Consider the following 25,421-nt stretch of genomic DNA (forward strand, 5'->3'; position numbering starts at 1 on the left):
GAAAGTTTCCGTGCATCACCAGGAGCTTTGCTCTGTTTCCGCATGATTTGTTGGCTTTCGCCACACCTCCGCTCTAGCCTCCCGTCCAACCGAAAGGAGCACACCCATGCTTGACAGCCTGGCCGGACCATCCTCGGCCGGAGCGACGACCTCGAGGCGACCGCAAGCCTTCCGGGCCGCGGCAGCCACGACGGCCGTCGCCGTCATCGCCTCGTTGGTCATGTTCAACGGCGCGCACAAGGCCTTCGCGGCCGACACCGCCACGATCAACGGCGCCACCACCTACCAGACCATCACCGGGTTCGGCGCGTCCGAGGCCTTCGGCGAAGCCCAGACCGTGATGAACGCCTCCAGCTCGGTGCAGCAGGCGGTGCTGGCAGACCTCTACAGCCCGACCACCGGCGCCGGCCTGAACATGCTGCGCAACGAGGTGAGCGCCGACTCGGGCGCCACCATCGAGCCCACCGCCCCCTCGAGCCCGACCGCGACCCCCGCCTACGCCTCGCTCGCCTCGATCGGCCAGGACGCCGGCCAGCTCTGGTTCGCCCAGCAGATCAAGGCGGACTACGGCGTGACCAACGTGTTCGCCGACGCGTGGACCGCGCCGTCGTTCATGAAGACCAACAACTCCACCTCCGGCGGCGGGGCCGTCTGCGGCCTGACCGGCGCGACCTGCAGCAGCGGCGACTGGAGCCAGGCGTACGTCAACTACCTGGAGCAGTACGCGGCGGACTACTCGGCGGCCGGCATCCCGCTGACCTACATCGGGCCGGAGAACGAGGCCAACCTCTCCACCAGCTACGACAGCATGCAGCTGAGCCCGGCGCAGACCGCGCAGCTGCTCGACAAGCTCGGCCCGACGATGGCGAACTCCGGCCTGTCCACCCAGGTCGAGTGCTGCGCCACCGAGGGCTGGGACTACGCCCAGAGCTACGCCGCCGCGATCGAGGCCGACTCGACCGCGAACCAGTACACGAAGGTGTTCACCAGCCACGGCTACACCCAGGCGCCCGCCTCGGCGCTGAGCGGCTGGAGCAAGCCGGCCTGGCAGACCGAGTGGTCGACCTTCGAGACCTGGGACCCGGCCTGGGACGACAACACCGACGCCTCGGGCCTGACCTGGGCGCAGAACATCTACAAGGGCCTGACCTCGGCCAACCTCTCCGCGTTCCTGTACTGGTGGGGCAGCACGACCCCGTCCGAGAACGGCGACAACGAGGGCCTGCTGGAGATCAACGGCAGCACCGTCACCCCGGCCGGCCGGCTGTGGGCCTTCGCCAACTACAGCCGCTACATCAAGCCGGGCGCGGTGCGCATCGCCACCACGACCAGCAACAGCGCGCTGGACCTGAGCGCGTTCAAGAACCCTGACGGGACGATCACGGTGGTGGCGCTGAACACCGGCACCAGCGCCGACTCGGTCAACTACTCGCTCAGCGGGACCGGCATCACCTCCGGCACCGCGGTCCCGGTGCTGACCAACGGCTCGAACAACGCGGCCACGCAGTCCTCGATCGCGGTCAGCGGCAGCGCCTTCAGCGCGAGCGTGCCGGCCCGGTCGCTGGAGACCTTCGTCATCAGCGGCGGCGGCACCTCCAGCAGCTCGCCGTCGGCGTCGGCTTCGGCTTCGGCGTCCGCCTCGCCCTCCGCGTCGGCCTCGGCTTCGGCCTCTCCGTCCGCGTCGGCTTCGGCTTCGGCTTCCGCTTCGGCCTCGCCGTCCGCCAGCGCGACCAGCGGCGCCTCCTGCACCGTGGCGTACTCCACCACCTCGCAGTGGGGCGGCGGCTTCACCGCGAACGTGGTCATCACCGACAACGGCACTTCCGCCATCAATGGCTGGACACTGAAGTACACGTTCGGAGGCGACCAGAAGGTCACCAACTCCTGGAACGCGACACAGACGCAGTCCGGCGAGGCGGTGACGGCCACCAACATGAGCTACAACGCCGCCATCAGCCCAGGCGGCAATACCAGTTACGGCTTCCAAGGCACCTGGACCAACAGTGACGCGGCGCCGACAGCGTTCACACTCAACGGCGTGACCTGCGCCGGCTGAATGCTCTGACAACAGTGCCCTGCCGGACCGTGAGGTCCGGCAGGGCACTGCGTCGCTTATCAGGATTCGACTAGTGGCGCAGCAGCGGCGGGTTCGCCTCCTGGGCCAGCTGCAGGGCCTGCTGCGGGAACCACGCCCCCGCGGCCGGGTCGGTCAGGCCCCACAGCGGGTCGAACTGGCTCTGGCCCGCGGCGTCGGTCGGCCAGCCCGCCTGGGTGTAGGCGCTGTAGTCCCAGGCCCGCGCGCCGCCCGCGGCGTCGCACTGACCGTCGGACTGCCCCGGCGTCTTGACCCACAGGTACGCGTCGAGCAGCGGCACTCCGGTCTGCGTGGTCGGGCGCAGGCCCAGAGCGGAATTCGGGGGGTTGCACCAACTGCCCGAGGACAGCGACGAGATCACCGACGCCGACTGGTTGTAGGGCGCCGCCGCATACTCGGACATGGCGTTCGGGCCGTTGCCGTTGCGGCTGGTGTCGATCACGAAGTGCGTGCTCGAGACCGCGCCGTCCATGTTCGCCGCGTACCACTGCGTGGTCAGATCCCAGGTGCTGAAGTCGCCCTGCGTCGCCGGGTAGTACTGGCTGGCACAGTCGCCGGGGTTGTTGTAAGCCCAGTGCGACGGGTCGGTGACGATGGCGATGCAGTCCGAGATCCACTGGCCGTAGTCGGTCAGCTCGTTGTCGGGCTGGTAGTTCGAGACGTTGAGGTAGAAGCCCTGTGCCTGCTGCACATCGCCGAGCAGCAGCCGCTGCGTCATGGTGCCGACGGACTGCCACCCGCTGTGCGTGCCGTCGAGGTACACGCTCGTGTTCGGCTTGGCCTCGAGGGCGCTGACCGCGTAGTCGATCTCGGCGTACCGGTCGGCATCAGTGAACGGATACGAGCTCGAGCCGAAGCCGCCGCAGTTCGACGGCAGGTTGCCCAGCGCGTCCGGTTCCAGGATCACCACGGCGTGCCCGTTGCCGACCCCCGCCGCGAACGCCGAGATCCAGGCCTCGTACGAAGCCGGGTCGAGCGCGCCGCCGGCCGAGTACTGCGCGCAGTCCCGGCCCGGGATGTCATAGGCGACCAGCACCGGGACGGCGCTCTCCAGCGTCGCCTCGGCCATGGTCTGGCGCACCTGCTGCCGGACCTGGTCGGGCGTGCCGCTGGTGAACCACACGGCTTGCGGGGTGGCCTCCATCTTGGTCAGCAGCGCCGCGTCGGCGACGTCGCCGGTCTTGGCCAGCTGGATGATCTGGCTCACCGCCGCGGAGGTGGGCGGCGGCACGAACAGGCGCGCGTGCGTCGAGAGCGTGTGGTCGGCGGCGGACGCCTGGGCCGAGCCGGGTACGGCGCACAGGCCCGTCGCGGTCAGTGCGAGCGCGGCGAGCAGGGCCGGGCGGCGCGTGCGCGCCCGGTGGTGTGTGCGAAATGGCAACGCGACTCCTTGATTTCCCGTGCGGAGCGAACGAGACGATCCGTGACCCTACGGTTTCTCTGCGGGACGTCAACAGCCTGAGCCGGCCTCGGTCCGACCCGGTGGCCGGACCGGCCGCTTCGCGCGCGGCTTCAGCCAAGAGCGTGAAACTTTCACGCGCCGCGCGGTCCGTGCGCCCGGGCATAATCAGGGGCGTGACGGAGTCCGATTCCCTCGAACTGACCGACGAGAGCGAGCCGGAATCGGCCGCCGGCGAGGCGGGCGTGGCGGCCGAGTCCGAGGACGGCGAGTCCTCCGGCCAACGGGTGAGCTGGGCCGAGTGCTTCTTCGACCTCGTGGTCGCGCTGGCCGTGACCGACGTCTCCCGGCAGATGCAGCTCGCCGCCGACTGGGGCGCGCTCGGCCGTTCGCTGCTGCTGCTCATCCCGTTCTGGTGGGGCTGGGTCGGCACCGCGCTGCTGTTCAACGGCCTGCGGATCTCGCCGGTCCGCAAGCACGTGCTGCTGCTCGGGATCGCGCTCGGCGCGCTGCTCATGTCGACGTGCGTGAGCGGGGCGTACGGCGCGCGCGGCGTCTTCTTCGCCCTGTCGTACCTGTTCGTCAGGATCCTGCTGGGCGCGGCGATGCGGGCCCGCGGCGTGTTCGGGGTGCGGCTCGACCCGTTCACCGTGAGCCTGTGCATCGGCGCGCCGCTCTACCTCGTCGGCGGCCTGACGCCGATGCCGTACCGGGTGTGGATCTGGCTGCTGGCGGCCGTCATCGAGATCGGCTCGACCGTCGTGCGCCCGCGCCGCTTCGCGCACATGCGCTGGGAGCCCGCGCATCTGCCGGAGCGCTTCGGCCTGTTCGTGATCATCGTGCTGGGCGAGACGATCGCCACCATCGGCTCGCAGGCCGCCTCGCGCACGATGAGCCCGGCCGTGGTGGTGGCCGTCATCCTGGCGTTCCTGCTGGCCGCCGGACTGTGGTGGGCCTATTTCCCGATGGCGATGCCGGCGATCGAGTTCGCCATGCGCACCATGGTGATCCAGACCAAGATCGTCCGAGACGTCTTCAGCTACGGTCATCTCCTGCTGGCCGCCGGGGTGCTGCTGACGGCGGCGGGTTCGTCGGTGCTCGTCGCCGAACCGACGCAGCGGCCGCACGGCGTGCCGGCGTATCTGGCCGGCCTCGGCGTGGCGCTCTACATCCTCGCCTTCTGCCACAACCGGCACAAGATGTTCGGCGGCGTCGGCACGGTGCGCGCCGCCGCCACGGTGCTGGCCGGCCTCGGAACCCTGACCGCCCCGCTGCTGCCGGGCTGGGCGACGCTGGCCCTCAACGACGCGATCCTGGTGGCGCTGCACCTGGTCGAGGGGTGGCGGTCGCGGACCGGCCGTCCGCTGCTCCTGCTGCCGTGGCCGAGGCACGACGAGGACTGAAGGACCGAACGGCGCAGTGCTACGCAGAACGGGGGAAGCCGAGGCGGCACGGCGCCGCGCGTCCGGTGAAGCATGATCGAACGGGGTTAGCATCGATCTCGCATCGTCCGGCATCCGACGCAGCGTCGCGTCCACGGGCCGTTTCCCGCGCGTCTCGGCCCTTCCGGCCCGGGCAGCAGAGCCCTGCCATCACTTGGAACCCCCGAGGAGGAATCGTGGTCGCGACCGACCAGGCTGCCGCCGCATCCGAGACTCCCGCCGCCGCGGCCGCGCCGGCCGACTTCGCCCGGGCGCTGGCCGCCGGGCCGATCGTGCTCGACGGCGGGCTGTCCAACCAGCTCGAGGCGCAGGGTCAGGACCTGCGGGACGGGCTCTGGTCGGCCCGGCTGCTGGCCGACGACCCGGACCAGATCACCGCGGCGCACGCCGCGTACTTCGCCGCCGGCGCGCAGGTGGTGATCACCTCGAGCTACCAGGCGAGCTTCCCCGGCTTCGCGGCCCGCGGCATCGGCCGCGCGCAGGCCGCCGAGCTGCTGCGGCGCAGCGTGGAACTGGCCCGGCAGGCGCGGGGAGCGGCGGAGGAACGCGCGGCCGGGGCGGGCGAGGCGGCCCGCGGCCGGTGGGTGGCGGCCTCGGTCGGACCGTACGGCGCGGTGCTGGCCGACGGCTCGGAGTACCGCGGACGCTACGGGCTCTCGGTCGCCGAGCTCGAGGCCTTCCACGCGCCCCGGCTCGAGGCGCTGATCGAGGCCGGGCCGGATCTGCTGGCGCTGGAGACCATCCCGGACGCCGATGAGGCCAGGGCCCTGATGAACCTGGTGCGCGGCTCCGGCGTCCCGTGCTGGATCTCGTTCAGCGCGGTGGGCGCGTGCACCCGCGCCGGACAGGCCCTGAGCAACGCCTTCGCGCTCGCCGCCGACGTGGACGAGGTGGTGGCGGTGGGGGTGAACTGCTGCGTCCCGCAGGACGTGCGCGCGGCCGTGGAGATCGCCGGCTCGATCACCGGCAAGCCGGTGGTGGCCTACCCCAACAGCGGCGAGGCCTGGGACGCCGAGGCGCGCGCCTGGCGCGAGGACCCGTCGTTCGACGCCGGCCTGGTCCGTGACTGGATCGCGGCCGGAGCGCGGCTGATCGGCGGCTGCTGCCGGGTCGGGCCAGAGGTCATCGCCGAGGTCGCCGAGGTGGTGCGCGGCGTGTCGCAGAGCTCGGATACCGCAGGGCGCGCGAGCGCGAGTACGAGCCCGACCACCGGCATCGGCACGGACGTCCCGCAGATCGTCGAGCGGAGCCGGGCCAAGTTCGCCCGACCCCGCGCGCCGCGCCGCTGAACGGCCCGTATCAGGCTTCATCCATCCGGGTCAGAAAGCTCAGAATCGCCTCGGTCGCCGCCTGCGGCTGATCCTGCACCAGGAAGTGCTTCGCCCCCGCGATGGTCTGCCGCTCGACTTGGTCGGCGACCTGCGTGATCGAGGCATGGGAGAGGTCACCGAACCCCTTCTCGGCTGCGAGCGAGAGCACCGGGAGGGTGAGCGCTTGCACGGCGAGCTTCTCGCGATTGACTTTGGCATCGTCGAGCAGCGTCCGGTAAGACTTGAAGCTCGCCACGAGGCCACCCGCCTCGTAAGTGCGCGCATATTCGTCGATATCGGCCGGGGTCAGCGCGTCCGGGTGCAGCGTGCCGCGGCGGTAGAAGTACTCGATGAACGCTCGCTCGCGCCCGGCGACCAGCAGCTCGCTGATCCCTTCCGCCATGTTGAACCCCATGTGCCAACTGCCGCCGTGAGCCACGTCCATCGACGCTTCGAGGCCGAACCCCGGAACCGCGCTCTCGATGAAGGCGAGGTCGCGCACATCGGCCGGAAAGCTCGCCGCATAGGCGAAGCCCACCGGCCCGCCCATGTCCTGGACGACGAGGTGAACGCGGCCGAATCCCAGCGACCGCATCAGCTCGCGCAGGTCGGTTGCGACCGTCACCTTGTCGTAGCCGCCGACGGGACGCTCCGAATCGCCGTAGCCGCGCATGTCGGGCGCAACCACGGTGAACCGGGCCGCCAGCACCGGAATGACCTTGCGCCATGCGTACCAGGTCTCGGGCCAGCCGTGCAGGAGGAGCACCGGATCGCCGCTGCCGGCGATCACGTAGTGGAGCCGCACGCCATTGACCGTCGCATAGAGCGACGTCGCTCCATCCGGCATCGGCGCGCGCGTCCCGGGCCGACCGCTACCGGGCTGCACGAGTAGTCCCGGACGACATCACCATCATGTCGCCGAGCCTACTGGGCATGGATGATCGACTGAGTGCCCGTGGGGCGTGGTGTCTTGTCGAGTCGGGATGGTCGTCTTGGTGTGAGCAGCCGCTTCGCGCCGCCCGGTTCTTCTGTCCACCCTGCCCACCCGTTGCGTTGGCGGGGTGGGCTGCGGTTTCAAGATCTCGCCTCCGGCGGGGCCCTTCCCTCGGGGAGGATGCCGGGTCTGTGGGGTGCTGGCGTGGCGGGGCGGGCTGAGGTTCGGGATGGTGAGGTTGCGGGGGCGTGCCCTCTCCTCGGCCGGTCCCCGGAGGCAATCAGGAACCTGCCGGGAGCTCAAGCGGCGGAGGTCTCCGTTGATGCTCGATCTTGCATCGCGCCGCTTGACCTCCCGGCAGGTTCCTGATCGGGCTTCGCCTGCCCGACCGAGGAGAGAGCACACCTCCTGAGGACCGGTACGAGCTGCGCTCAGGCCGGGTGCGGTGGCTCGGTCGCGCTTGATGTCGGATTCTGCATCGCCGTTCCGGGTCGCTCTTTTCTTTTCTACTTCTTCAACGCCGGGGAGTTCGCCCGAGTGCCCGGAAATCTCCAGAATTATTGCTTATCGAATGAAAGCCGGATTCACGACTTTTGTCAGTAGTGGCGTCTAGTATAGAAGCGTACGGGGATCGGGAGTTGTGACGGGGGGGGTGACGGGATGCCTGGGCATGTGGCATCAGGGGTGTGGCCGAAAGCGGTGCAGGATTTCCTCTCGGGATGCGACCGGGCCACGCGGCCGTGCGCATCACGGGAGCACCGGGTGGATCCGACCAGGGCGATGCAGAATCCTTCCGCATCGAACACGGCCGGCCTGCGGGATTCTGCCGCGAGATCTGCGATCGGGGTGGATCGCACGAGGGCCGTGCAGGATTTCACATCAGTCGCGACCCGGGCATCGGCGCCTTCGCGCGGATCGAGAATCGGATGTTCGGATCAGGGTGATGCAGAATCCTTCCGCACTGAGCGCGACCGGGCCACGGGACAGGACTCGGCCCGAGCGCAGCTCAGACCCCTCCCCAGGGGGCGGGCTCTCTCCTCGGTCGGGCAGGCGAAGCCCGATCAGGAACCTGCCGGGAGGTCAAGCGGCGCCATGCAAGATCGAGCAGCGGAAACCACCGCCGCTTGACCTCCCGGCAGGTTCCTGATTGCCTCCGGGGACCGACCGAGGAGAGAGCACGCCCCCGCAACCCCAGCCCGCCCTCCCAACGACAGCACCCACACGAACCCGGCATTCTCTCCGAGGGAAGGGCCTGCCAGCGGCGCTTTTCGTCTTGAAACCGCAGCTCGCCCTGCCAGCGCAACGGGTGGACAGAAGAACCGGGCGACGCGAAGCGGCCGCCCGCGCCCCGACGACCACTTGACCCGACAAGCCACCACGCCCCACCAGCACGCAGCGGAATAAGGGCATCCCGGCGCCTGTCCTGACGAACGCTGGGACCGATTTCTTATGCAGCGAATTTCCGGATCGGGACACTAACCTGCCGAAGACGGGCGTGCCGCGGACTGGTGCGAGATCATGCACGACGGTTCCAGTCCTCAGGCGAAGACGTTGTCCAGCCAGCCCTGCCAGGCCGCGGTCGCCGCGGCCGCGTCGGCCTCTGGCGCGAAAAGGTGGTGCGCCGCGTCGACGGTGCCGCCGAAGGCCTCCCGGCCGTAGAAGCGGTAAAGCGAGTCGGGACTGCGCAATCCGACGAAATGCGGGCTCAGATAATCGAGCTCGGATTCGATCCAGCCGTAGCCTGGGATCTCCAGCGCGACCGCGTCGCCGACCGCGCTCGACTCGGTCAGCCCCAGCGCGGTCTTGAGCAGGCCGGTGGCGCCGGGCTCGGCCGAGGCCTTCGGCCCGGAGACGGCGAGGTAGGCGACCGGCCGGCCGGCGAAGAACTCCAGGTACTGCCCGAGGCTGTGCAGATAGAAGTCGGTGTGCGCGCCGATCCCGTCGTACTGGTCCTGCCAGTCGTCCTGCATCAGCACGCCGCTGTGGACGTAGCGCAGCACGGCGGTACCGCCGTCCCGGCCCTCGATGAGATAGTCGAGCGCGTTGAAGAACTCGTCCGGCCCCTCCACCCGGATGCCCACGTGCTCCGGCGGCGTCCAGACCTTGACCTTGGGATCCTCCGGCCCCAGCCCGCCGACCGCGGGCGAGGACTCGACCGGGAACATCCATGCGGCGGTCTCGCGCGTCACCGCGGCGAAGACCTGCTCGGGCGTGGCCGGCAGCACCACTTCGCGGCGCACTTCGAACTGCTGGGACATGCTCACTCCTCGAGGGTCGCGGCGGACGGGGAGGGTTCCGACGGGGCGGGATTAAGGCTCGGATGCAAAGCTACGACGATCCGGTGCTTGCGGCCGCCCGGCGCGCCCTCGTCGTGGTAGCGCGCCACCAGTTCGCGCACGGCGGTGCCCAGCTCGTCGGCGAAGGCGGCGCGGTCGGCGGCGCCGGCGAAGCGCACCTCACCGTCGATGGCGAACGTGGCCAGCGGCTTGCCGGCCTTGTGCGCCCCCCGCACCAGCTCGCCCACCTCCCGCAGCAGCCGCGCGGCCAGCGCGAGCAGCCACCGGGCGGAGAGCTGGTCGGGCGAGCGCGACGGGTCGGGCGCCAGCTCCGCCAGGGCCGCCGGCGAGATCACGAATGACGGCGCGCTCGCCCGCAGCACCCGCTCCACCATGTTCCCGCGGCGGCGCTCCTCGACCAGCTCGACCAGCCCGTGCTCCTCCAGGTCGCGCAGGTGGTAATTGGCCTTCTGCCTGGTCAGCCCCACCCTCTTGGCCACCGTGCTGGCCGAGCCCGGCTCGGCCAGCGCGGCCAGCAGCCGGGAACGGACCGGATCGAGCGCGCTGCAGGCGGCCTCGGGCTCGTCGATGACGGCGATCTCCATGGCCCCTATTCTGCTCTCGCCGCGCCGGAGCCCGCGTCTTCGCGCCGGGGCGATTGAACCTTTCTTCCGCGCGCCCCGTTCCCACCTGTGTGAGCACACGCGGGAGTGCGGGAACCGCCTTCGCCGCCGCCGCCCCGGTTACTATGGTCGAGCCTTCAGACCCCCGGACCGGAGCGGAGCTGGTGAAGCGCTCATTCGGAGCACGTGCGTCCGCCGCCGAGGACGGCCCGTCCGGCGCGCCCGGAAACGACGGGCGGGCGGACGAGGCGCGGCTGCGTGCCCTGCACGACCAGTACTCCGGCCAGCTCTTCGGCTACGTGCTGCGCCAGACGCACGGCGATCGGCAGGCGGCCGAGGACATCGTGCAGGAGACGCTGCTGCGGGCCTGGACCCATCCGGACGCGCTGGACCCGGCCAAGGGCTCGGTGCGGGCCTGGCTGTTCGCGGTCGCACGCAACCTCGTGATCGACGCGGCGCGGGCCCGGCAGGCGCGGCCGCGCGAGGTCGCGGCGGAGCGGCTCGGCGAGGACTGGGCGGCCTCGGTGCCGGACCCGGGCGAGGACGCGTTCGAGCGCAGCCTGAACGCGCTGCAGGTGGCGGAGGTGCTCGAGCAGCTCAGCCCGGAGCACCGGTCGGTGCTGGTGGAGACCTACTATCGGGGGGCGACGGTGGCGGAGGCGGCCAAGACGCTCGGTGTGCCCCCGGGGACCGTGAAGTCCCGCACGTACTACGCGCTGCGCGCGCTGCGGTCGGCCTGTGCGGAAAGGGGGCTGACGCGATGAACGAGAGTGTTCCGACGGGCGAGGACGGGTTCCACCCGTGGCTCGCGGAGCTCGGCGCGTACGTGGTCGGCGCGCTCGAGCCGGATGAGGCGCGGGAGCTGCGCCGGCACCTGGCGGACTGCCCGGTCTGCCAGGCGGAGTATCAGGACCTTACCTCGGTGACGGCTCTGCTGGCCGAGGTGCCGGCGGAGGCCTTCGAGCCGGCGGCCGGGTTCGGCGCGGATACGGCGAGCTGGGAGCGGCTGCGCGCCCGGGCCGGGCTGGCGCCCCTGGTCGCGCCGCAGCGCGCCTGGAAGCCGGAGGCCGCTCCCCCGGCGCCGATGCCGCACGCGCGTCCCCGGTCCCGCTCCCGGCTGCGCTGGCCCTCGCGGCCCGGCGCGTCGGCGGCGCTGTCCGGCGCGCTCGTGGCGCTGGCCGCGGCCGGCGTCTTCGTGGGCGTGCAGGCGGCGGGCAACTCGTCGGCGGCGGTCGACACGGTCAGCGCGGCGAACTCGGTCAACGGCGTCTCCGGCACCGTCGAGTACCGGCCCACCGCGTGGGGCAGCTGGGTGCAGGTGACGCTCAAGGGCGTGCCAAGAGGCGACAACTGCGTCATGTACGCGGTGGACTTCGACGGCAACAAGTCCGTCGCGGGCAGCTGGTGGGTGCCCTACTCCGGGGCGCAGACCGCGACCATCCCCGGCGGCGTGGCGATGGAGGCCTCGAACATCCGGCAGTTCGTCGTGGAGACGACCGACGGCAACGTGCTGCTGACCGTGCCCGTCTCCTGACGACGGCGCTCACTCCCCGGTGGCCACCCAGAGGCAGAACGGGTGGCCGGCCGGGTCGTAGTGCACGATGACGTCGTCCTGCGGCTGGAACTCGGCGACGGCGCCGCCGAGCGAGACGGCGAGGGCGCTGGCCTCCGCGAGGTCCTGCACCTCGATGTCGAGGTGCATCATCATCTGCTGCTCCTCCGGCCGGCCGTGGCCGGGCCAGACGGGGTGGCGGTGGTGCGGCTCGAACTGGAAGGAGAGCCCGGGGCCGCCCTCGGGGTCGCGCACCGTGGCCCAGCCGGGCCCGTCCCGGCGGATCTCCCAGCCGAGCAGGTCGGCGTAGAAGCGGGCCAGGCCGCTCGGGTCGACGGTGCCGATGACGGTGGCGGTCAGGTTGGCGCGCGGACGGGACACCCGGGTTTCCTCCTCTGCTCGGGCCGGCGCGCCTCAGCGCGACGGCGTGCTGCTCGGCGTCGCGGCAGCGGTGCCGGCGAAGGTGAAGGACACCAGGACGCCGCTGTCGTCGGTCTGCTCGGAGGATATCGGGTTGGCCAGCCCGTAGTGATCGCAGCCGAGGTTGACGAACGAGCCCTGCAGCCGGCCGGCCAGGAACGTCAGCAGGCTGTCGGCCCCCGGGTCGGGCGTGGGCGCGGCGGCGAAGCGGGCGTAGTCGAGTTTGAGCCGCGCGGTCTGGATCGTGTCCATGTCCCGGCAGTAGGCGACCGGGCGCTGTCCGGCCGGCAGGGCGCCCTGGTCGACTCCGGCCCGGTACAGGTTGGTCTTCTGGGTGCTCTGGCCGTTGTCGGTGACGGTCATCGGGTCGTTGAGCGGGACGAGCGCCGACGGCGCGGCCTGGTGCGCGGCGGCCTGGATCTCGTCGAGGGCGAGCGAGGTGGCCTTGCCGCCGGTGGCCAGATCCTTGGCCTGCCAAGGGCTGCAGCCGAGAGCGGGATCGACGAACTCGTCGAGCAGGGCGTTGTCGCTCGGGTTGGCGAGCACGGCCGCGCCCGCCATCCGGGAGGAGTTCGCGGGGGTGTCCTGGGCCGTGCGTCCGTCGGCCGTGGTCAGGTACTTGGTGGTGACGTTGTCGCTCTGGTCCTGGTCGACGATGGAGAAGTCGCGGGTGCTCGGGCACGGCTGGCCGTCGACGGCGGTGCCGAGCGCGGGAATGGCGAGCTTGTGCACCGCGATGCCGTGGTTGACCGCGACGAAGAACTGCGCGGCGTCGCAGTACGCGTATTGGCTGAACGGCGAGTCGTTCAGGCCGTTGACACAGTGCGCGGACCGCAGGCCGTCGGGGACGGCCGAGCGCAGGGTCAGGTTGTCCGCGTCGAAGCCGAACCAGATCCCGACGACGGCGCCGGACGGCAGCTTCGGCAGGACCGGGGCGACGGCCGCGCGGCTGCCCTGGTCGATGACCAAGGGGTCGTACACCGAGAGCGCGCCGGTGGCCGGGTCGTAGACGGTCGCCTGGACGAAGGCCGACTGATCGACGTCGGCCTCGTGGCACGGACCGTCGGCCGGGTTCGTCGCGGTCAGCCGGTAGGGCGTGGCCAGCCCGCGCGCGGTGAGCGGGTCGGCGGGGATGACGAGCGTGCAGTCCGCGTTCGGGTCGGCGGCGGCCGGGCTCGTCGGCGCGGCGGAGCTCTGCCGCGTCCCGGTGGGCCTGCGGTGGTCGGCGCCGAGCCCGGAGCCGTGCCCGGACGGCGCGGCGATGGCGACCGCGACCACTCCGCCCACCAGCAGCGGGACGGTGGCCGCGATCAGGCCTAGCCGGAACCGCCTTCGGCGCGGGCGCTGCGAGACATGCTGCGTCATGGGCACTCCTCTGGCACCTGAGTGGGGACGGACCTCGGGTGCAGACATGCTCGCATCGCCCGAGGCCGTATGGCCGAAACTTTCACAAAATTTGATGAAGATAGTCAGGGGTCGCCTGATGTGACGGCCCTGATACAGGAGCCGCGCCTTGTCGAAAGAGATGCGCAAGCCTCACTGTGGGCGATGGCTCATTGACCTCTTCACTCCCCCCTTTGGAGGGACGACGGTGACCCGACAGGATTCCGGCGCGGCCCGCGGATTCTTCACCCGCGGGCTGATCCTCGGCTCCGCCTTCAGCCTGCTCGCCGCCGGCGCCGCCGGGCTCGCCCTGGCCGCCCCGGCCAGCGCGGCCGGCGGGCTGAGCGTGAGCATCGCCGCCACCAGCACCTGGACCGGCGGCTTCACCGACACCGCGACCATCACCAACACCTCCGGCGCGACCGTCTCCGGCTGGAGCGTGCAGTTCGACCTGGCCGCCGGCATGAGCGTGACCGGGTTCTGGCGGGCGAGCGAGGCGGCCAGCGGAAATCAGTACACGTTCACCGCGCTGAGCTATGACATGACCTTGACAGCGGGCGCCAGCACCACCTTCGGCTTTCAGGGCACTGATTCCGGTGGCTACACCGCGCCGACGAACGTCACGGTCACCTATCCGGGCAGTGTGAGTTCGCCGTCACCCTCAGCATCCGCATCAGTGTCCGCTTCGGCCTCGCCTTCCGCTTCGGCTTCCGCATCAGCGTCTGCTTCCGCTTCGGCCGGCGCATCGCCGAGCGGTTCCGCGTCGTCTGCGTCCGCCGCGTTCACCCAGGCCGACATCGACGCCGCCGTGGCCGCGCCGCTGATCGCGTTCGCCGCGCCGACCTCGGGCACGCCGCGGCCCGGCACCAGCCCGAGCGGCATCAAGGCGTCGAAGGCCCTTTACTACCTCGCCTTGGTCGACCTGCAAGACCCCGGCGCCAAGTCCACCAAGGGCACCACCGTCGACAGCGCCCTGCTCAAGCAGGTGGCCAACCTCGTCGCCGGCGGCCACGAGCCGGACGCCGACGGCGGCCTCGAGGGCTGGGCCGCCGCGCCCGTCGCCCAGGCGCTGCTGCTGGTCAGGCACGGGCCGGTGTGGAGCGAGTTGAGCGCCACGCAGCAGAACGACGTCAGCCTCCTGATGGCCGCGATGGGCTACGGCGGGAACTACGCCTACAACGACGCCAACGACTTCTCCTCGGGTATCTGCGGTTTCGGCGATTTCGCCAAGACCAACAACCCCAACTACGAGGACGGATACGTCGACGTCGAGCTCGCCGCGATCGAGTATTTCGGCCCGACCACCTGGGACGGCATGCTGGCAGGCTTCGATGACGCCACCGAGGCCGCCGCTCTCGACGCGGCGGGACTGACGAACGCAGGAGGCTGCTTCACCACGGTCGGATCCGCGGCCGACGCGGCGATCCAGCCCGCGTGGTTGTGGAAAGGCCACACGGCGAGCGACGAGATGGGCATCTGGAACCAGCTGGCCGAGGACACCTTCGACCAGACCGTCACCAGCTCGGTCTCGGGTACCTCGAACGGCGCGTCCGTCACAGCGCACATCGCGGACGGCAGCACGAGCCCGGAGCAGGGCCTGCTGGGCATGGGCCACGAGTTCGACACCACCGACTCCGGCGGCCTGCGCAGCTCGGCGCTGTACGTGTACGAGGGCTGGATGAACGTCACCGGAAGCCGGGTCGCCATGACCGCGACCGGCGGCTTCAACTGTGCGAACGCCGCCGGCGCGAGCCAGTACAAGGTGGGCAGCCTGGATCTGATCTACAAGCTGGACCACGGCTACATCAGCTACGCGCAGAGCCAGTCCGCCGTGCTGGTGGACGACACCGGCGACCCGAGCGACGGCCCGGTCTCCAAGGGCTGGATCTACGACTACGACGCCTACGACGCGAACGTGGTCGGCCAGGCCTGCTGACAACCCGTTCGTCGGCGGCGTGCGCGGCACGCCGCCGACGAAGGGGTCAGATCTCGTGCGTCTCGTTCTCCCGGGCGGCGACCGTGGGGCCGCCGAAGGCCGCGGCCGCGCGTGCCGTCGCCGCCTCGATCCCCAGGGAATAGGCGACGTGCGTGATCATCAGCTTCCTGGCTCCCGCGGCCAGCGCCATCTCGGCCGCCTCCTCCGGGGTGGAGTGCAGGACCTCGTCGGTGCGCTGCTCGGGCGAGTCGAAGTCCGCCTCGCACACGAGCAGATCGGCGCCGGCCGCGAGCCGGACGAGTTCCTCGCACGGCGCGGTGTCGCCCGAGTAAACCAGGACTCTGTCTTCATGCTCGGCCCGCAGCGCGTACGCGGGCTGGCTGTGGTGCACCCGGCACAGCGAAAGGCGCAGATCACCGATATGGCGGCTCCAGTCCTCGGCCACCTCGTGCGGTTCGAAGACGTCGGTCATGTCGCTGAAGTGGCCCGCGTGCTCGCCGAAGTACTTCGCCACCCACCCGGGCGGGCCGTAGACCGGGATCGGCGCGGCGAGGCCCAGATCGCCGTAGGCGAGGGCGTAGAACGCGGTCTGCAGGTCGTGGCTGTGGTCCAGATGCAGGTGGGAGATCCAGATCGCGTCGAGCTCGGCGGGGTGCAGATGGCGCTGCAGGTTGGCGAACGTGCCGAAGCCCGCGTCCACCCAGACCTTCGTCGCGCCGGCCCGCAGCAGGTAGCCGGAGCAGGCGGCGTCGGGAGCGGGGTACGGGGTGGCCGCGCCGAGCACGGTGATCGTGAAGGTCATGGGCTGATGCTACAAGCGGAGACAGGCCGCGAATAGGGATCATCCGGGCGGGAGCGGCCGGGGAAATCAGGATCCGCATCGCGCGCGATACGCGGCGCGCCTGGCCGGTCCGGGCGGGGCGGCGTGCCATGATCCCTGACATGCCCCTCACCCGGCTCCCTTCGGTGGCCACGGCCGGCCAGCTGTGCGAGAGCTACGCCGAGGCCGCCCGCGCGGCCGCCGACCGGGCGGCCGGGTACGCGCGGCGGGCGGCGGAGCTGGCCGAGCGCGATCCCGCCTTCGCCCGGCGCTACGAGGCGGCCGGGCGCCCGGCCGAGTTCCACGCGCAGCTCGCGCTGCGCGCGGCCGAGCGGGCCGGGCGCGCGCAGAGCACGCACGCCGCGGCCGAGGAGCGGTACGCGGCCGAGCTCGCCGCGCACGCGGCGCGTCACAGCTTGCTGCGGAACGCGATCTCGCACAGCTCCGGCAGCTTGCCCTCGGCGATCCGGGCCGCGATGCGCTGGAACAGCGTCGCGAACAGCAGCCCGTAGCAGGCCGCGCCGACGAGCAGCGGCGGCAGCCGCAGCGCCGCCGGGTCGTGCCGGGTGGCCACGCCGGCGATGATCACCGGCACCATCAGCACGATGGTCGCGATCAGCAGCATGAACGTCGCCGCGAGCACCTGGCCGCGGTAGCCGTCGATCGCACGCGGCGTGGGGCTGCCGACGCGGCGCTCGACCGGGTAGGGCAGCGTCACGCTCATCAGGTTGCTCAATCCGGCCGCCACCCCTATGCCGGCGAGTTCCGCGGCCACCGGGATGAAGCCGTCGAGCGGGTGTCCGGCCACGAAGGCCAGGATGAACGAGAGCAGCGCCAGCAGCGGCACGGCGAAGACGACCAGCACCAGGTCGAGTCCGGCGAAGTAGTCCCGCCAGCTCTTGCGGCTGTGCAGCGCCATGGCGTCGAAGCCGAAGGCGGGGCCGGTCATCCCGATCGCGTCCGCGTTGAAGATGCCGACGAACGCGCAGCCGATCACCGCGCTGCCGATGAGGCCGCCGAGGTAGGCCGAGGTACGCACGGTGCTCACCGCCGAGGCGGCCATGATCACCAGCACGATGCCCCAGAAGATCTTCGCCCCGGGCTCGCGGCGCTGGTAGATCAGCGCCCGCGCGGCGACCGTGCCGCGCAGGCCGTGGCGGGCGAACGGCAACGCCGAGGCGCGCACCGTCACCGCCTGGGTGGTGGCGTCGGCGGTGACCAGTGCGCGGTCCAGGGACCGGATCCAGCCGATCGCGAGCACCACGATGACCGCGGCGAGCACCAGCAGGCGCAGCAGCCCGGTCAGCGCGTGGCCGGTGGAGGCATCCTGGATCGCGTGCGCGGCGAGGCCCGGCGGCAGCCATCGCAGCACCTTGTCGATGCCGTTGAAGGTGTTCTCGTTGATCTTGCCCTCAGCGGTGAGCTTCGGCACCAGCTGCACGAAGGCTTCGTAGAGGGCGAAGATCGGGATGATCAGCAGAGCCGCGAAGTCCTTGCCGCGGCGCGAGCGCAGCAGCCCGGCCAGCGAGGTGGTCACGGCGCGGGCCAGCACGATGCAGAACAGCACCTGCAGCGCCACCGCGACCAGCGCGAACAGCACCCCTAGGGCTCCGTGCGCGACGCCGACCGTCACCCCGAGCAGGCCGATGACGTTCGCCGCGGGCCAGGCTCCGGCGGCCGAGGCGGCCAGCAGGCCGACCGCGAGCGGGCGGGTGCGCAGCGGGAAGAGCGCCAGCGTGGCCGGGTCCAGCGTGCTGTCGAGGCCGAACACGAGCAGCGGCAGGATCAGCCAGCCGAAGGCGAGGCTGGTGAACGTGGTGGTCGCCACGTCCACGGCGCCGGCCTGGTTACGCTGGGTGGCGAGCCCGAGGAACAGCAGCGCGGCCACCAGGACGGCGGCGATGCAGCTGAAGATGAAGGTGGCGCGCGCCTGCTTCGAACCCCGCAGCGCGTTGCGCAGCAGCCGCAGCTTCAGTTGGACGAGGAGCCGAGCCACGACAGTCCCTCCCCGCCGTTGAGCCGGGTGCCGACGAGGTCGATGAACGCCTGGTGCAGCGACTTGCCGGCCCGCACCTCGTCCGTGGTGCCGCTGGCCACGATCCGGCCCTTGTCGATGATCGAGACGTGGTCGCAGACCTGCTCGACCAGCTCCATCACGTGACTGGAGAACAACACGGTCGAGCCGCTGGCCACGAAGCGGGTCAGCAGGCGCCGGATCGCGTCGGCGGAGACCGGGTCCACCCCCTCCAGCGGCTCGTCCAGGAAGAGCACCGACGGATTGTGGATCAGCGCGCTACCCAGCGCGATCTTCTTGCGCATGCCGGTGGAGTAGTCCGCGACCAGCCGGTTCGCGTCCCCGACCAGATCGAGCACGTCGAGCAGCTCGCCGGCCCGGGAGCGGCACGCCTCGGGGGCGATCTCGCGCAGGCGCCCGGCGTACTCCAGCAGCTCCCGCCCGGTCAGCCGCTCGAACAGCCGCGCCTCGGCCGGCACCACCCCGATCACCGCCTTCGCCGCGGGCGGATCGGCCCACACGTCCACCCCGTTGATCACGATCCGCCCCAGGTCAGGGCGGAGCAGCCCGGTCATCATGGACAGCGAGGTGGTCTTGCCGGCCCCGTTGGGACCGACCAGCCCGGCGAACGATCCGGCGGCGATGGCCAGATCGATGCCGGCCACCGCCTCCTTGTCGCCGAAGTTCTTGCGCAGGCCTTGGACCGAGATCGCCACGGCACTCACGTGTTGCGCCCTCCTTGACTTCGCACCCGTATCGACAGCGTGTCAGCGTAGCGCCTCCGGAACTGCCAGTACGTTATGGAAAATCTCAGCGCGGACCTCTTGTCCCCGACTACACAGGGTGATCTACTCCCCGGAAAGGTTCCAGCCGGATGTGATCACTCGGATCTTGAGTCATCGACCACAGGGAGTCGCCCGCGATGAGTGAGACTTTGCAGCAGCCCGCCCCCGCTGCCGCCGCCGGCTCCGGCGGCTCGCCACAACTGGCCCACGGCGCCCTCAAGGGCGCCGACTCGATCGTGATGGCCGTGGCCGGCAGCGCACCCGGTTACTCGATCTCGGCCACCACCGCCGTGCTGGTGGGCGCGGCCGTGCTCGGCGGTCCGGCCGCGCTGCTGTGGTGCGGCATCCCGATGCTCGGCATCGCGCTCGCCTTCTCCCACCTGGGCCGGAGCGACGTGAACGCGGGCGCGGCCTACTCCTGGGTGCGCAAGGCGCTGCACCCGGGCCTCGGGTTCATATCCGGCTGGGCCGTGGTGGCCTCGGCCACCATCTTCATGGTCAGCGGCGCCGTCCCGGCCGGGCAGGCGACGCTCTCGCTGTTCAACGAGAACAGGCAGTGGTCGACCGGCGCGGTCACCGCGGTCGGCGCGATCTGGTTCCTGATCATGGCCGCGATCGTGGCGGCCGGGGTGACCATCACCACCAAGGCGCAGTGGATCATGTCCGCGGTGGAGGTGGCGATCCTGGCCGTGGTGGGTCTGGTCGCGCTCTTCCACGAGGCCGGGCGGCACGGCGCCGCGTTCTCCTGGAGCTGGTTCTCCCCGACCCAGTTCCACGGCATGTCCGGGTTCGCCGGAGCGGCTCTGATCGCGGCCTTCTACTACTGGGGCTGGGACGTGACCGCGAACCTCAACGAGGAGTCGAAGCACTCGAAGCTGGCCGCGCGCGGCGGCATCATCGGCGTGGTCATCGTCTTCGCACTGTTCGAGCTCTACACCATCGACATCAACCTGTTCTTCAGCCAGGACGCCATCGCGAAAGGCAGCACCAGCCTGCCGACCATGCTCGGCGCGGCCGTCGGCGGCTCGGCCACCGGCAAGCTGATGATCATCGCGGTGATGCTCTCCACCATCGCCACCCTGGAGACCACGCTGATCCAGGTCTCCCGCTCGCTGTTCGCGATGGGCCGCGACAACACCCTGCCCAAGATCTTCGGCAAGGTCCACGCCACCCGCCGCACCCCGGTGGTGGCCACCGCCGCGGTGACGCTGGTGAGCCTGGCCCTGTTCGTGGCCGCCGCGTTCCAGTCCAGCGTGCAGACCGTGATGACCGACTCGGTGAACGCGATCGGCATGCAGATCGCGGTCTACTACAGCCTCGCCTCGCTCGCGGTCACCGTGGTCTACCGCAAGAAGGTGCTCACCTCGCTCAGCAACGCTCTGTTCATCGGCGTCCTGCCGCTGCTCGGCTCCGCCTTCATGATCTTCACCTTCGTGGAGAACCTGTTCGGCGACTCGCTGAGCGCCGGCACCAAGGAGATCGGCCTCGGCGGCCTGGCCCTGGGCCTGATCCCGATGGTGTACTACATGGTCAAGAAGGTGCCGTACTACTCCCGCCGGGAGCGGCTGGCCTCCGAGGATGAACTGCTGCCGCAGGGGGCCGCCGAGGCGGCGGCCTGACCGGTCGGAGAACAGGGGGCGGGCCTAGACTCGGGCTATGCCTGAGAACCTGATCGCCGGCCCGCCCCCGACCTATCTGCCCGCCGACCCGCGCGCCGAGCAGCTGCTCGGCGGCGGTGCGACGCCGACCGAGGTGGCGGCCTCGTACCCGTCCGCGTCGCTGGCCTGGGCGCTGCTCGCGGAGCAGTCGCTCGACGCCGGCGAGCCGGTCGCCGCGTACGCCTACGCCCGCACCGGCTACCACCGCGGACTCGACGCGCTCCGGCGCAACGGCTGGAAGGGCCACGGCCCGATCCCCTGGTCGCACGCGCCGAACCGCGGCTTCCTGCGCGCGCTGCGGGCACTGGGCGAGGCGGCCGGAGAGATCGGCGAGCTCGACGAGGCCGAGCGCTGCGCCGCCTTCCTCTCGGACAGCGACCCCGCCGCGCCGGCCAAGCGCGAGCGGTAGAGCTTCGGCGCGTCGCGGCGGTGATCGAAGACTGATCACCGCCGCCGCGCTGCGTTCTCAGCCGCTCGTGCAGGGCGTGAGGACCTCCGCCCAGGGCCCGTTCGTGTACTTCACCGCCAGGCAGTAGTTCTTCAGCAGTGCCTGGTAGGCGGCGAACTCGTGCGGGTACTGCGCCGGATCGTCGGTGAATCGGCCGGATCCCTGATCGGTGAGGATGATCGCCTGCTGGCCGGCCGGCAGCGACGCCTCCGAGACGACGTACCCGACTTCGGTCACGTGGTACCGGCTGGGCTCGAGCCACGGGCCGTAGTGCTCGTCCACGACCGCCGCGCCCTGGGGAAGGTGCGCGTCGAGCCACGCGGCGACTTCGGTGCGCGGCGCCTCGTCGAGCGTCTGCGGCACTCCGGCGGCCCCCATGACGGCGGGTACCAGCATCGCCGCGGCCAGCGCCGTCACCACGGCGAAGCCCGCCGGCCGCGGGAGCGCGGGCCGACGCTCCGCGACGAGTTGGGCGATCCAGGCCACGCCGAATCCGGTGAGCAGCATCAGACCGGGCAGCAGCGGCAGCAGGTCGCGGTCGAAACGCACGGTCTCCGACGCGATGAGGCCGAAGTAGCCGAGGCTGTAGGCGCCCACGACGACGGTCTCCTTGCGGAAGTGGCCGAACCAGGCCGCCACCACTGCCAAGAGTGCGCCCGGGATCAGCAGGAACTGATCGTGGCTGAGCGCGCTGAGGTAGTACTCGAATGCTCCGCCCTGCGCGCCCGGGTGACCGGTCGCATAGTGGGACAGCTCCGCTCGCAGGCCCGTGATCAGGGAGCTGGTATCGAACAGCGCGGCGGGCGTGCTCACCACGAAGGAGACGACCGCCGCCAACGCGGCAGTACCGAGCGAGAGCAGCGCGGACGGCCGATAGGCGTTGCGGCCTTCCCGAATCAGGTACGCCACGATGACCGGCACCGAGCACACGATGTCGTATTTGCTGCCCCAGGCCAGGCCGACGGCGAGTCCCGCGAGGACGTAGTCGAGCCGCTTGCCCCGCCGCACGACGGCGAGCGCGCCGGCCAGCGTGGCCGTGGAGAAGAAGGCCGAGTAGGTGTCGGGCGTGATGAAGACGCCGTTGGTGATCAGCAGCGGCGACGTCGCGCCCAGCAGTCCGCAGCCCACCGCCACCCACCGGCGGCCGGTGATGTGGCGGACCAGGCCGTAGACGAGCAGGCACAGGCCCACCGAGAGCGCGACGGTGATCAACCGCAGGAACAGGACCATGTCCGGGTCGCTGGTCTGGTTGATCCCCATGCCCTGCGTGGTGAAGTCGGAGGCGTTGAGCATGTGGCCGGTGACGAGGCCCTGCGCGCGGACGGAGATGGCTTCGACGTCGTACATCACCGAGGGATAGGCGAAGTAGTGCGGGTTCCAGTCGCTGTTGACGGCCATCCTCGCGCCGACGACGACGTTGCCCGGCTCGTCCGGATGCAGCATGGCCGGCAGGCCGAAGCCGACGGCGGGCAGCCGCAGCGCCAGACCCACCGCGGCGACGATGCCGAGGTCCAGCAGGGCGTCGGCCCGGCCCGCGAGCCGCGAGCCCACGCTCGGCCGCGGCTCCCGTTCCGCCTTCACGGCCTCAGTGAGCGTCATCGGCATGTGCTCCGTTCCTATCCGGATTTCGCAGCACCCTTAGCCGCACCCGTGGATCCTAACAATATCGGGTGCGGAGGCATTCGACGGACTCCGCAGGGGTGCGAACGCGCCGGACACCCGCAGTTCACCCGATAGTTCACCCGATCAGATGACGGGAGAGGAAATCCAGCACGCGCGGGTACGCGTCGAGGCGATTGGCCCGCTTGGCCAGACCGTGGCCCTCGTCGTCGTAGACCAGGAAGTCGCACGGGACGCCGTTCGCGCGCACCGCGGCGACGAGCTGTTCCGCCTCGGACAGCGGGACGCGCGGGTCGTTCGCGCCGTGGATGACGAACAGCGGCGCGCGCACGTCGTCGATCCGGCTGAGCGGCGAGGCCTGCTCGAGGAATTCGAGGTCGTGCTCGAGCGAGCCGTACTCCCGTTCCCGCGCGGCGCGCCGATACGCGGAGGTGTTGCGCAGGAAAGTCACCAGCGAGGAAATGCCGACGAGGTCGACCGCGGCGGCCCACAACCCCGGCTGGAAGGCCACGCCCGCGAGCACCATGTAGCCGCCGTACGAACCGCCGTGCAGCGCCGCACGCGCCGGGTCCACGCCGAGTTTGGGCAGGTAGGCGTGCAAGGCGGCGAGATCGGCGACCGAGTCGAGCCGCAGCCGGACGTCGTCGAGGGAGACCCAGCGCCGTCCGTATCCCGCGGAGCCGCGCACGTTCGGCACGAGCACGGTGTGGCCCTGCGCGGCGAACGCCTGGATCACCGGGCTGAACACGGCCACCGCCTGGGCTTCCGGGCCGCCGTGGATGTTCAGCACGGCCGACGCGGCCAGCGCGGGATCCGTCGGATCCGGGTGCCGGTAGACGAAACAGGGCACGTACTCCCCGTCGGGGGTGGGTACGGCGTGGATCTCCGGCCGGGCGAGCGTGTGCCCGGCGAGCGGGCCGGCGGAGTCGGTGACCTGCTCGACGGAACCCTCGACGGCGTCGATCTTGAGGATGTCGCCGGGCGCGGCCGGGCCGGTGAAGCTGACCACGACCGAGCGCGAATCGCTCGACCACACCGGCGTCGGCAGCGGGAACAGGCCGGCCCAGCCCGTATCCGGCAGCTCCAGCCGGCGCCGGACCTCGCCGGTGCGCGCGTCGTGCAGGCTCAGCCGGGTGAACCCGCCGTCGTTGGTGACGACCAGCAGGGTCGTGCCGTCCGGCGAGGGGAAGCCGTGGACGTCGTGTTCGGGGTCTGCGACCACCTCGCTCCACGTTCCGGCGGCGAGGTCGTAGCGCAGCACCGCGACGAACTCGCGATCGCGGTCCGAGCTGACCAGGATCGAACGGCCGTCGGGGTCCCAGGCCAGCTGACCGTGCGACGCCGGCTCGGCCACGCCGGTGATCGCGCGCACCCCGTCGGCGGTGGAGACGAACAGCTGCTCGGACATGGGCGCGGAGCCGTCACGGGTGAAGGCGCAGTCCCGGCCGTTCGGCGCGACCACGACCTGCGCGGTCAAACCGCCCTGGTCGAAGACCACGGTCTCGTTGCCGTCGGCGAGCTCGCGCACGACGACGTCGAAGTCCACGCCGTTGCGCCGGTTGGTGCCGTAGACGATCCGACCCGGCACGACGTCGCAGAGGTCGTGGATGAACCGTGGATCGCACACCAGCGGCCCGAGCCCGTCGAGGCCCACCGGCTCGGCCGGCGGCGGATCGAGGCTCAGCAAGGACAGCTGCGCGCGCTCGTCGCCGCCGTCGTCGTGCACGACCACCACGGCCCGCCGGCCGCGCAGGTAGCGGCCGTGGCAGGCGCCGGGCAGAGCGGTGAGCTCGGTGACGGTGCCGTCCGGGCCGAGTTCGACCAGCTGGACGGATCCGGTCGCGTCGGATCCGGCCAGGATGCGGCCGGACTCGTCGATGTCGAAGGCCCGCCAGGTCGGCAGGTCGAGAAGTTCGCGTATACCGAGGGCCATGGGCTGATCCTAGAGTCTCAGCGGTCTGCGCAGGCGTCAGTCCTGGGGTTCGCCGGGGGTGATCAACCCGGATTCGTAGGCTGCGACGACCGCCTGGGCGCGGTCGCGCAGCTGAAGCTTCGCCAGGATCCTGGCGACGTGGGTCTTGACCGTGGCCTCGCTCAGCACCAGCTGCTCGGCCAGCTCCGCGTTGCTCAGCCCGCGCGCCAGCAGCCGGAAGACCTCGAGCTCACGCGGGGTGAGCGCCGCGAGTTCGGCCCGGGGCGCGGGGATCGGCCGGGCCTCGGCCGGCCGAGAGGCGAACTTCTGCACCAGCCGGCGGGTGATGGCGGGGGCGAGCAGCGCGTCGCCGGAACGCACCAGGCGGACCGCGCCGACGAGGTGCTCGGGCGTCACGTCCTTGAGCAGGAATCCGCTGGCCCCGGCCGCGAGCGCGTCGTAGACGTACTCGTCGAGGTCGAAGGTGGTCAGGATGATGATACGGGGCGGATTCCCCGTGCCGTCGGGCGTCGCGTCGACGGGCTCGGCAGCCCCGGCGAGGATCCGGCGGGTCGCTTCGAGCCCGTCGAGCTCGGGCATCCGGATGTCCATCAGGACGACGTCCGGCCGGGTGCGCCGGACCGCCTCGATCGCCGCGTGCCCGTCGGCGGCCTCGCCGACCACCTCGATCCCGTCGGCCGCGAGGATCATCCGGAAGCCGGTGCGCACCAGCTGCTGGTCGTCGGCCACGACCACGCGCACGCGGTCGGTGCTGGGTGTCTCGGTCATCGTCG

At 71.0% G+C, this 25,421-nt stretch carries 21 protein-coding genes; 9 read left to right on the forward strand and 12 right to left on the reverse strand.

The features are described 5' to 3' along the window. The first annotated feature begins 106 nt into the window (after positions 1–106). On the forward strand, positions 107–2,056 hold the full coding sequence (locus tag ACTRO_RS10185; RefSeq protein ID WP_034262902.1) for a cellulose binding domain-containing protein: 1,950 nt from the start codon (positions 107–109) through the stop codon (positions 2,054–2,056). A gap of 70 nt (positions 2,057–2,126) precedes the next feature. On the opposite strand, the gene ACTRO_RS10190 is transcribed toward ACTRO_RS10185, so the two are convergent. After that, positions 2,127–3,476, reverse strand: coding sequence for a glycoside hydrolase family 6 protein (locus tag ACTRO_RS10190; protein WP_034262903.1), 1,350 nt, complete (start codon positions 3,474–3,476; stop codon positions 2,127–2,129). Between the two features lie 194 nt (positions 3,477–3,670). Here ACTRO_RS10190 and ACTRO_RS10195 point away from each other — a divergent pair, with 194 nt between their 5' ends. After that, positions 3,671–4,897 carry a low temperature requirement protein A gene (locus tag ACTRO_RS10195; protein WP_034262905.1) on the forward strand — a complete coding sequence of 409 codons (1,227 nt, stop codon included), beginning with the start codon at positions 3,671–3,673 and terminating at the stop codon, positions 4,895–4,897. Between the two features lie 215 nt (positions 4,898–5,112). Further along, positions 5,113–6,225: a homocysteine S-methyltransferase gene (gene mmuM / locus ACTRO_RS10200; RefSeq protein WP_063627961.1), complete on the forward strand. Its 1,113-nt coding sequence runs from the start codon at positions 5,113–5,115 to the stop codon at positions 6,223–6,225. Positions 6,226–6,235: 10 nt separating this feature from the next. On the opposite strand, the gene ACTRO_RS10205 is transcribed toward mmuM, so the two are convergent. The 3 genes from ACTRO_RS10205 to ACTRO_RS10215 form a co-directional block, all read right to left on the reverse strand. Further along, a complete protein-coding gene (locus ACTRO_RS10205) occupies positions 6,236–7,093 on the reverse strand; it encodes an alpha/beta fold hydrolase (RefSeq protein ID WP_034262907.1) in 858 nt (285 codons plus the stop codon). 1,625 nt (positions 7,094–8,718) lie between these two features. Beyond that, positions 8,719–9,438: an SRPBCC family protein gene (locus ACTRO_RS10210; RefSeq protein ID WP_034262909.1), complete on the reverse strand. Its 720-nt coding sequence runs from the start codon at positions 9,436–9,438 to the stop codon at positions 8,719–8,721. Positions 9,439–9,440: 2 nt separating this feature from the next. After that, positions 9,441–10,061, reverse strand: coding sequence for an ArsR/SmtB family transcription factor (locus ACTRO_RS10215; RefSeq protein WP_034262910.1), 621 nt, complete (start codon positions 10,059–10,061; stop codon positions 9,441–9,443). 182 nt (positions 10,062–10,243) lie between these two features. Between ACTRO_RS10215 and ACTRO_RS10220 the strand changes: the two genes are divergently transcribed. Together ACTRO_RS10220 and ACTRO_RS10225 are read left to right on the forward strand one after the other, a co-directional pair. Further along, a complete protein-coding gene (locus ACTRO_RS10220) occupies positions 10,244–10,843 on the forward strand; it encodes a sigma-70 family RNA polymerase sigma factor (protein WP_245594345.1) in 600 nt (199 codons plus the stop codon). Then, positions 10,840–11,613, forward strand: coding sequence for an anti-sigma factor family protein (locus ACTRO_RS10225; RefSeq protein WP_034262912.1), 774 nt, complete (start codon positions 10,840–10,842; stop codon positions 11,611–11,613). The genes ACTRO_RS10220 and ACTRO_RS10225 overlap by 4 nt, the downstream gene beginning before the upstream one ends. Before the next feature lie 9 nt (positions 11,614–11,622). Here ACTRO_RS10225 and ACTRO_RS10230 read toward each other — a convergent pair whose 3' ends face one another. Together ACTRO_RS10230 and ACTRO_RS10235 are read right to left on the reverse strand one after the other, a co-directional pair. After that, a complete protein-coding gene (locus ACTRO_RS10230) occupies positions 11,623–12,012 on the reverse strand; it encodes a VOC family protein (RefSeq protein WP_169739866.1) in 390 nt (129 codons plus the stop codon). A 33-nt stretch (positions 12,013–12,045) separates the two neighbouring features. Next, the gene (locus tag ACTRO_RS10235) at positions 12,046–13,416 is read right to left on the reverse strand and encodes a hypothetical protein (RefSeq protein WP_063627962.1); all 1,371 of its coding nucleotides are present in this window, start codon (positions 13,414–13,416) and stop codon (positions 12,046–12,048) included. A gap of 226 nt (positions 13,417–13,642) precedes the next feature. Here ACTRO_RS10235 and ACTRO_RS10240 point away from each other — a divergent pair, with 226 nt between their 5' ends. Beyond that, positions 13,643–15,370 carry a cellulose binding domain-containing protein gene (locus tag ACTRO_RS10240; protein WP_034262913.1) on the forward strand — a complete coding sequence of 576 codons (1,728 nt, stop codon included), beginning with the start codon at positions 13,643–13,645 and terminating at the stop codon, positions 15,368–15,370. A gap of 46 nt (positions 15,371–15,416) precedes the next feature. Here the strand turns inward: ACTRO_RS10240 and ACTRO_RS10245 are convergent, their stop codons facing one another. Continuing rightward, positions 15,417–16,172, reverse strand: a complete 756-nt coding sequence (locus ACTRO_RS10245; RefSeq protein WP_034262915.1) for an MBL fold metallo-hydrolase — start codon at positions 16,170–16,172, stop codon at positions 15,417–15,419. Between the two features lie 140 nt (positions 16,173–16,312). Between ACTRO_RS10245 and ACTRO_RS10250 the strand changes: the two genes are divergently transcribed. After that, positions 16,313–16,702, forward strand: a complete 390-nt coding sequence (locus ACTRO_RS10250) for a hypothetical protein (protein WP_034262916.1) — start codon at positions 16,313–16,315, stop codon at positions 16,700–16,702. Here the strand turns inward: ACTRO_RS10250 and ACTRO_RS43135 are convergent. Beyond that, on the reverse strand, positions 16,600–18,186 hold the full coding sequence (locus ACTRO_RS43135; protein ID WP_051450615.1) for a hypothetical protein: 1,587 nt from the start codon (positions 18,184–18,186) through the stop codon (positions 16,600–16,602). The two genes, ACTRO_RS10250 and ACTRO_RS43135, sit on opposite strands and share 103 nt — an antisense overlap. Then, positions 18,162–18,929 carry an ABC transporter ATP-binding protein gene (locus tag ACTRO_RS10260; RefSeq protein WP_034262918.1) on the reverse strand — a complete coding sequence of 256 codons (768 nt, stop codon included), beginning with the start codon at positions 18,927–18,929 and terminating at the stop codon, positions 18,162–18,164. Before ACTRO_RS10260 ends, ACTRO_RS43135 begins: the two co-directional genes overlap by 25 nt. A gap of 197 nt (positions 18,930–19,126) precedes the next feature. Here ACTRO_RS10260 and ACTRO_RS10265 point away from each other — a divergent pair, with 197 nt between their 5' ends. Next, positions 19,127–20,608, forward strand: a complete 1,482-nt coding sequence (locus tag ACTRO_RS10265) for an APC family permease (RefSeq protein WP_084316143.1) — start codon at positions 19,127–19,129, stop codon at positions 20,606–20,608. 37 nt (positions 20,609–20,645) lie between these two features. After that, positions 20,646–21,056 carry a DUF3151 domain-containing protein gene (locus ACTRO_RS10270; protein ID WP_034262919.1) on the forward strand — a complete coding sequence of 137 codons (411 nt, stop codon included), beginning with the start codon at positions 20,646–20,648 and terminating at the stop codon, positions 21,054–21,056. A gap of 57 nt (positions 21,057–21,113) precedes the next feature. Here the strand turns inward: ACTRO_RS10270 and ACTRO_RS10275 are convergent, their stop codons facing one another. The 3 genes from ACTRO_RS10275 to ACTRO_RS10285 form a co-directional block, all read right to left on the reverse strand. Further along, complete coding sequence (locus tag ACTRO_RS10275) at positions 21,114–22,694, reverse strand: ArnT family glycosyltransferase (protein ID WP_157436043.1); 1,581 nt, start codon at positions 22,692–22,694, stop codon at positions 21,114–21,116. A 139-nt stretch (positions 22,695–22,833) separates the two neighbouring features. Beyond that, positions 22,834–24,648, reverse strand: a complete 1,815-nt coding sequence (locus tag ACTRO_RS10280) for a S9 family peptidase (RefSeq protein ID WP_034262923.1) — start codon at positions 24,646–24,648, stop codon at positions 22,834–22,836. Between the two features lie 36 nt (positions 24,649–24,684). Continuing rightward, positions 24,685–25,416 carry a response regulator gene (locus ACTRO_RS10285; RefSeq protein WP_034274138.1) on the reverse strand — a complete coding sequence of 244 codons (732 nt, stop codon included), beginning with the start codon at positions 25,414–25,416 and terminating at the stop codon, positions 24,685–24,687. Positions 25,417–25,421: the final 5 nt, after the last annotated feature.

Origin of the sequence: Actinospica robiniae DSM 44927, assembly GCF_000504285.1 — a bacterium.
Classification (GTDB): Bacteria; Actinomycetota; Actinomycetes; order Streptomycetales; family Catenulisporaceae; genus Actinospica; species Actinospica robiniae.

Excerpts from the sequence above, each read along its gene's own strand:
- ACTRO_RS10185 (WP_034262902.1), top strand. The coding sequence starts at position 107 with ATGCTTGACAGCCTGGCCGGACCATCCTCGGCCGGAGCGACGACCTCG.
- ACTRO_RS10205 (WP_034262907.1), bottom strand. The coding sequence starts at position 7,093 with ATGCCGGATGGAGCGACGTCGCTCTATGCGACGGTCAATGGCGTGCGG.
- ACTRO_RS10210 (WP_034262909.1), bottom strand. The coding sequence starts at position 9,438 with ATGTCCCAGCAGTTCGAAGTGCGCCGCGAAGTGGTGCTGCCGGCCACG.
- ACTRO_RS10215 (WP_034262910.1), bottom strand. The coding sequence starts at position 10,061 with ATGGAGATCGCCGTCATCGACGAGCCCGAGGCCGCCTGCAGCGCGCTC.
- ACTRO_RS10225 (WP_034262912.1), top strand. The coding sequence starts at position 10,840 with ATGAACGAGAGTGTTCCGACGGGCGAGGACGGGTTCCACCCGTGGCTC.
- ACTRO_RS10235 (WP_063627962.1), bottom strand. The coding sequence starts at position 13,416 with ATGACGCAGCATGTCTCGCAGCGCCCGCGCCGAAGGCGGTTCCGGCTA.
- ACTRO_RS10245 (WP_034262915.1), bottom strand. The coding sequence starts at position 16,172 with ATGACCTTCACGATCACCGTGCTCGGCGCGGCCACCCCGTACCCCGCT.
- ACTRO_RS10250 (WP_034262916.1), top strand. The coding sequence starts at position 16,313 with ATGCCCCTCACCCGGCTCCCTTCGGTGGCCACGGCCGGCCAGCTGTGC.
- ACTRO_RS10265 (WP_084316143.1), top strand. The coding sequence starts at position 19,127 with ATGAGTGAGACTTTGCAGCAGCCCGCCCCCGCTGCCGCCGCCGGCTCC.
- ACTRO_RS10270 (WP_034262919.1), top strand. The coding sequence starts at position 20,646 with ATGCCTGAGAACCTGATCGCCGGCCCGCCCCCGACCTATCTGCCCGCC.
- ACTRO_RS10275 (WP_157436043.1), bottom strand. The coding sequence starts at position 22,694 with ATGACGCTCACTGAGGCCGTGAAGGCGGAACGGGAGCCGCGGCCGAGC.
- ACTRO_RS10280 (WP_034262923.1), bottom strand. The coding sequence starts at position 24,648 with ATGGCCCTCGGTATACGCGAACTTCTCGACCTGCCGACCTGGCGGGCC.
- ACTRO_RS10285 (WP_034274138.1), bottom strand. The coding sequence starts at position 25,416 with ATGACCGAGACACCCAGCACCGACCGCGTGCGCGTGGTCGTGGCCGAC.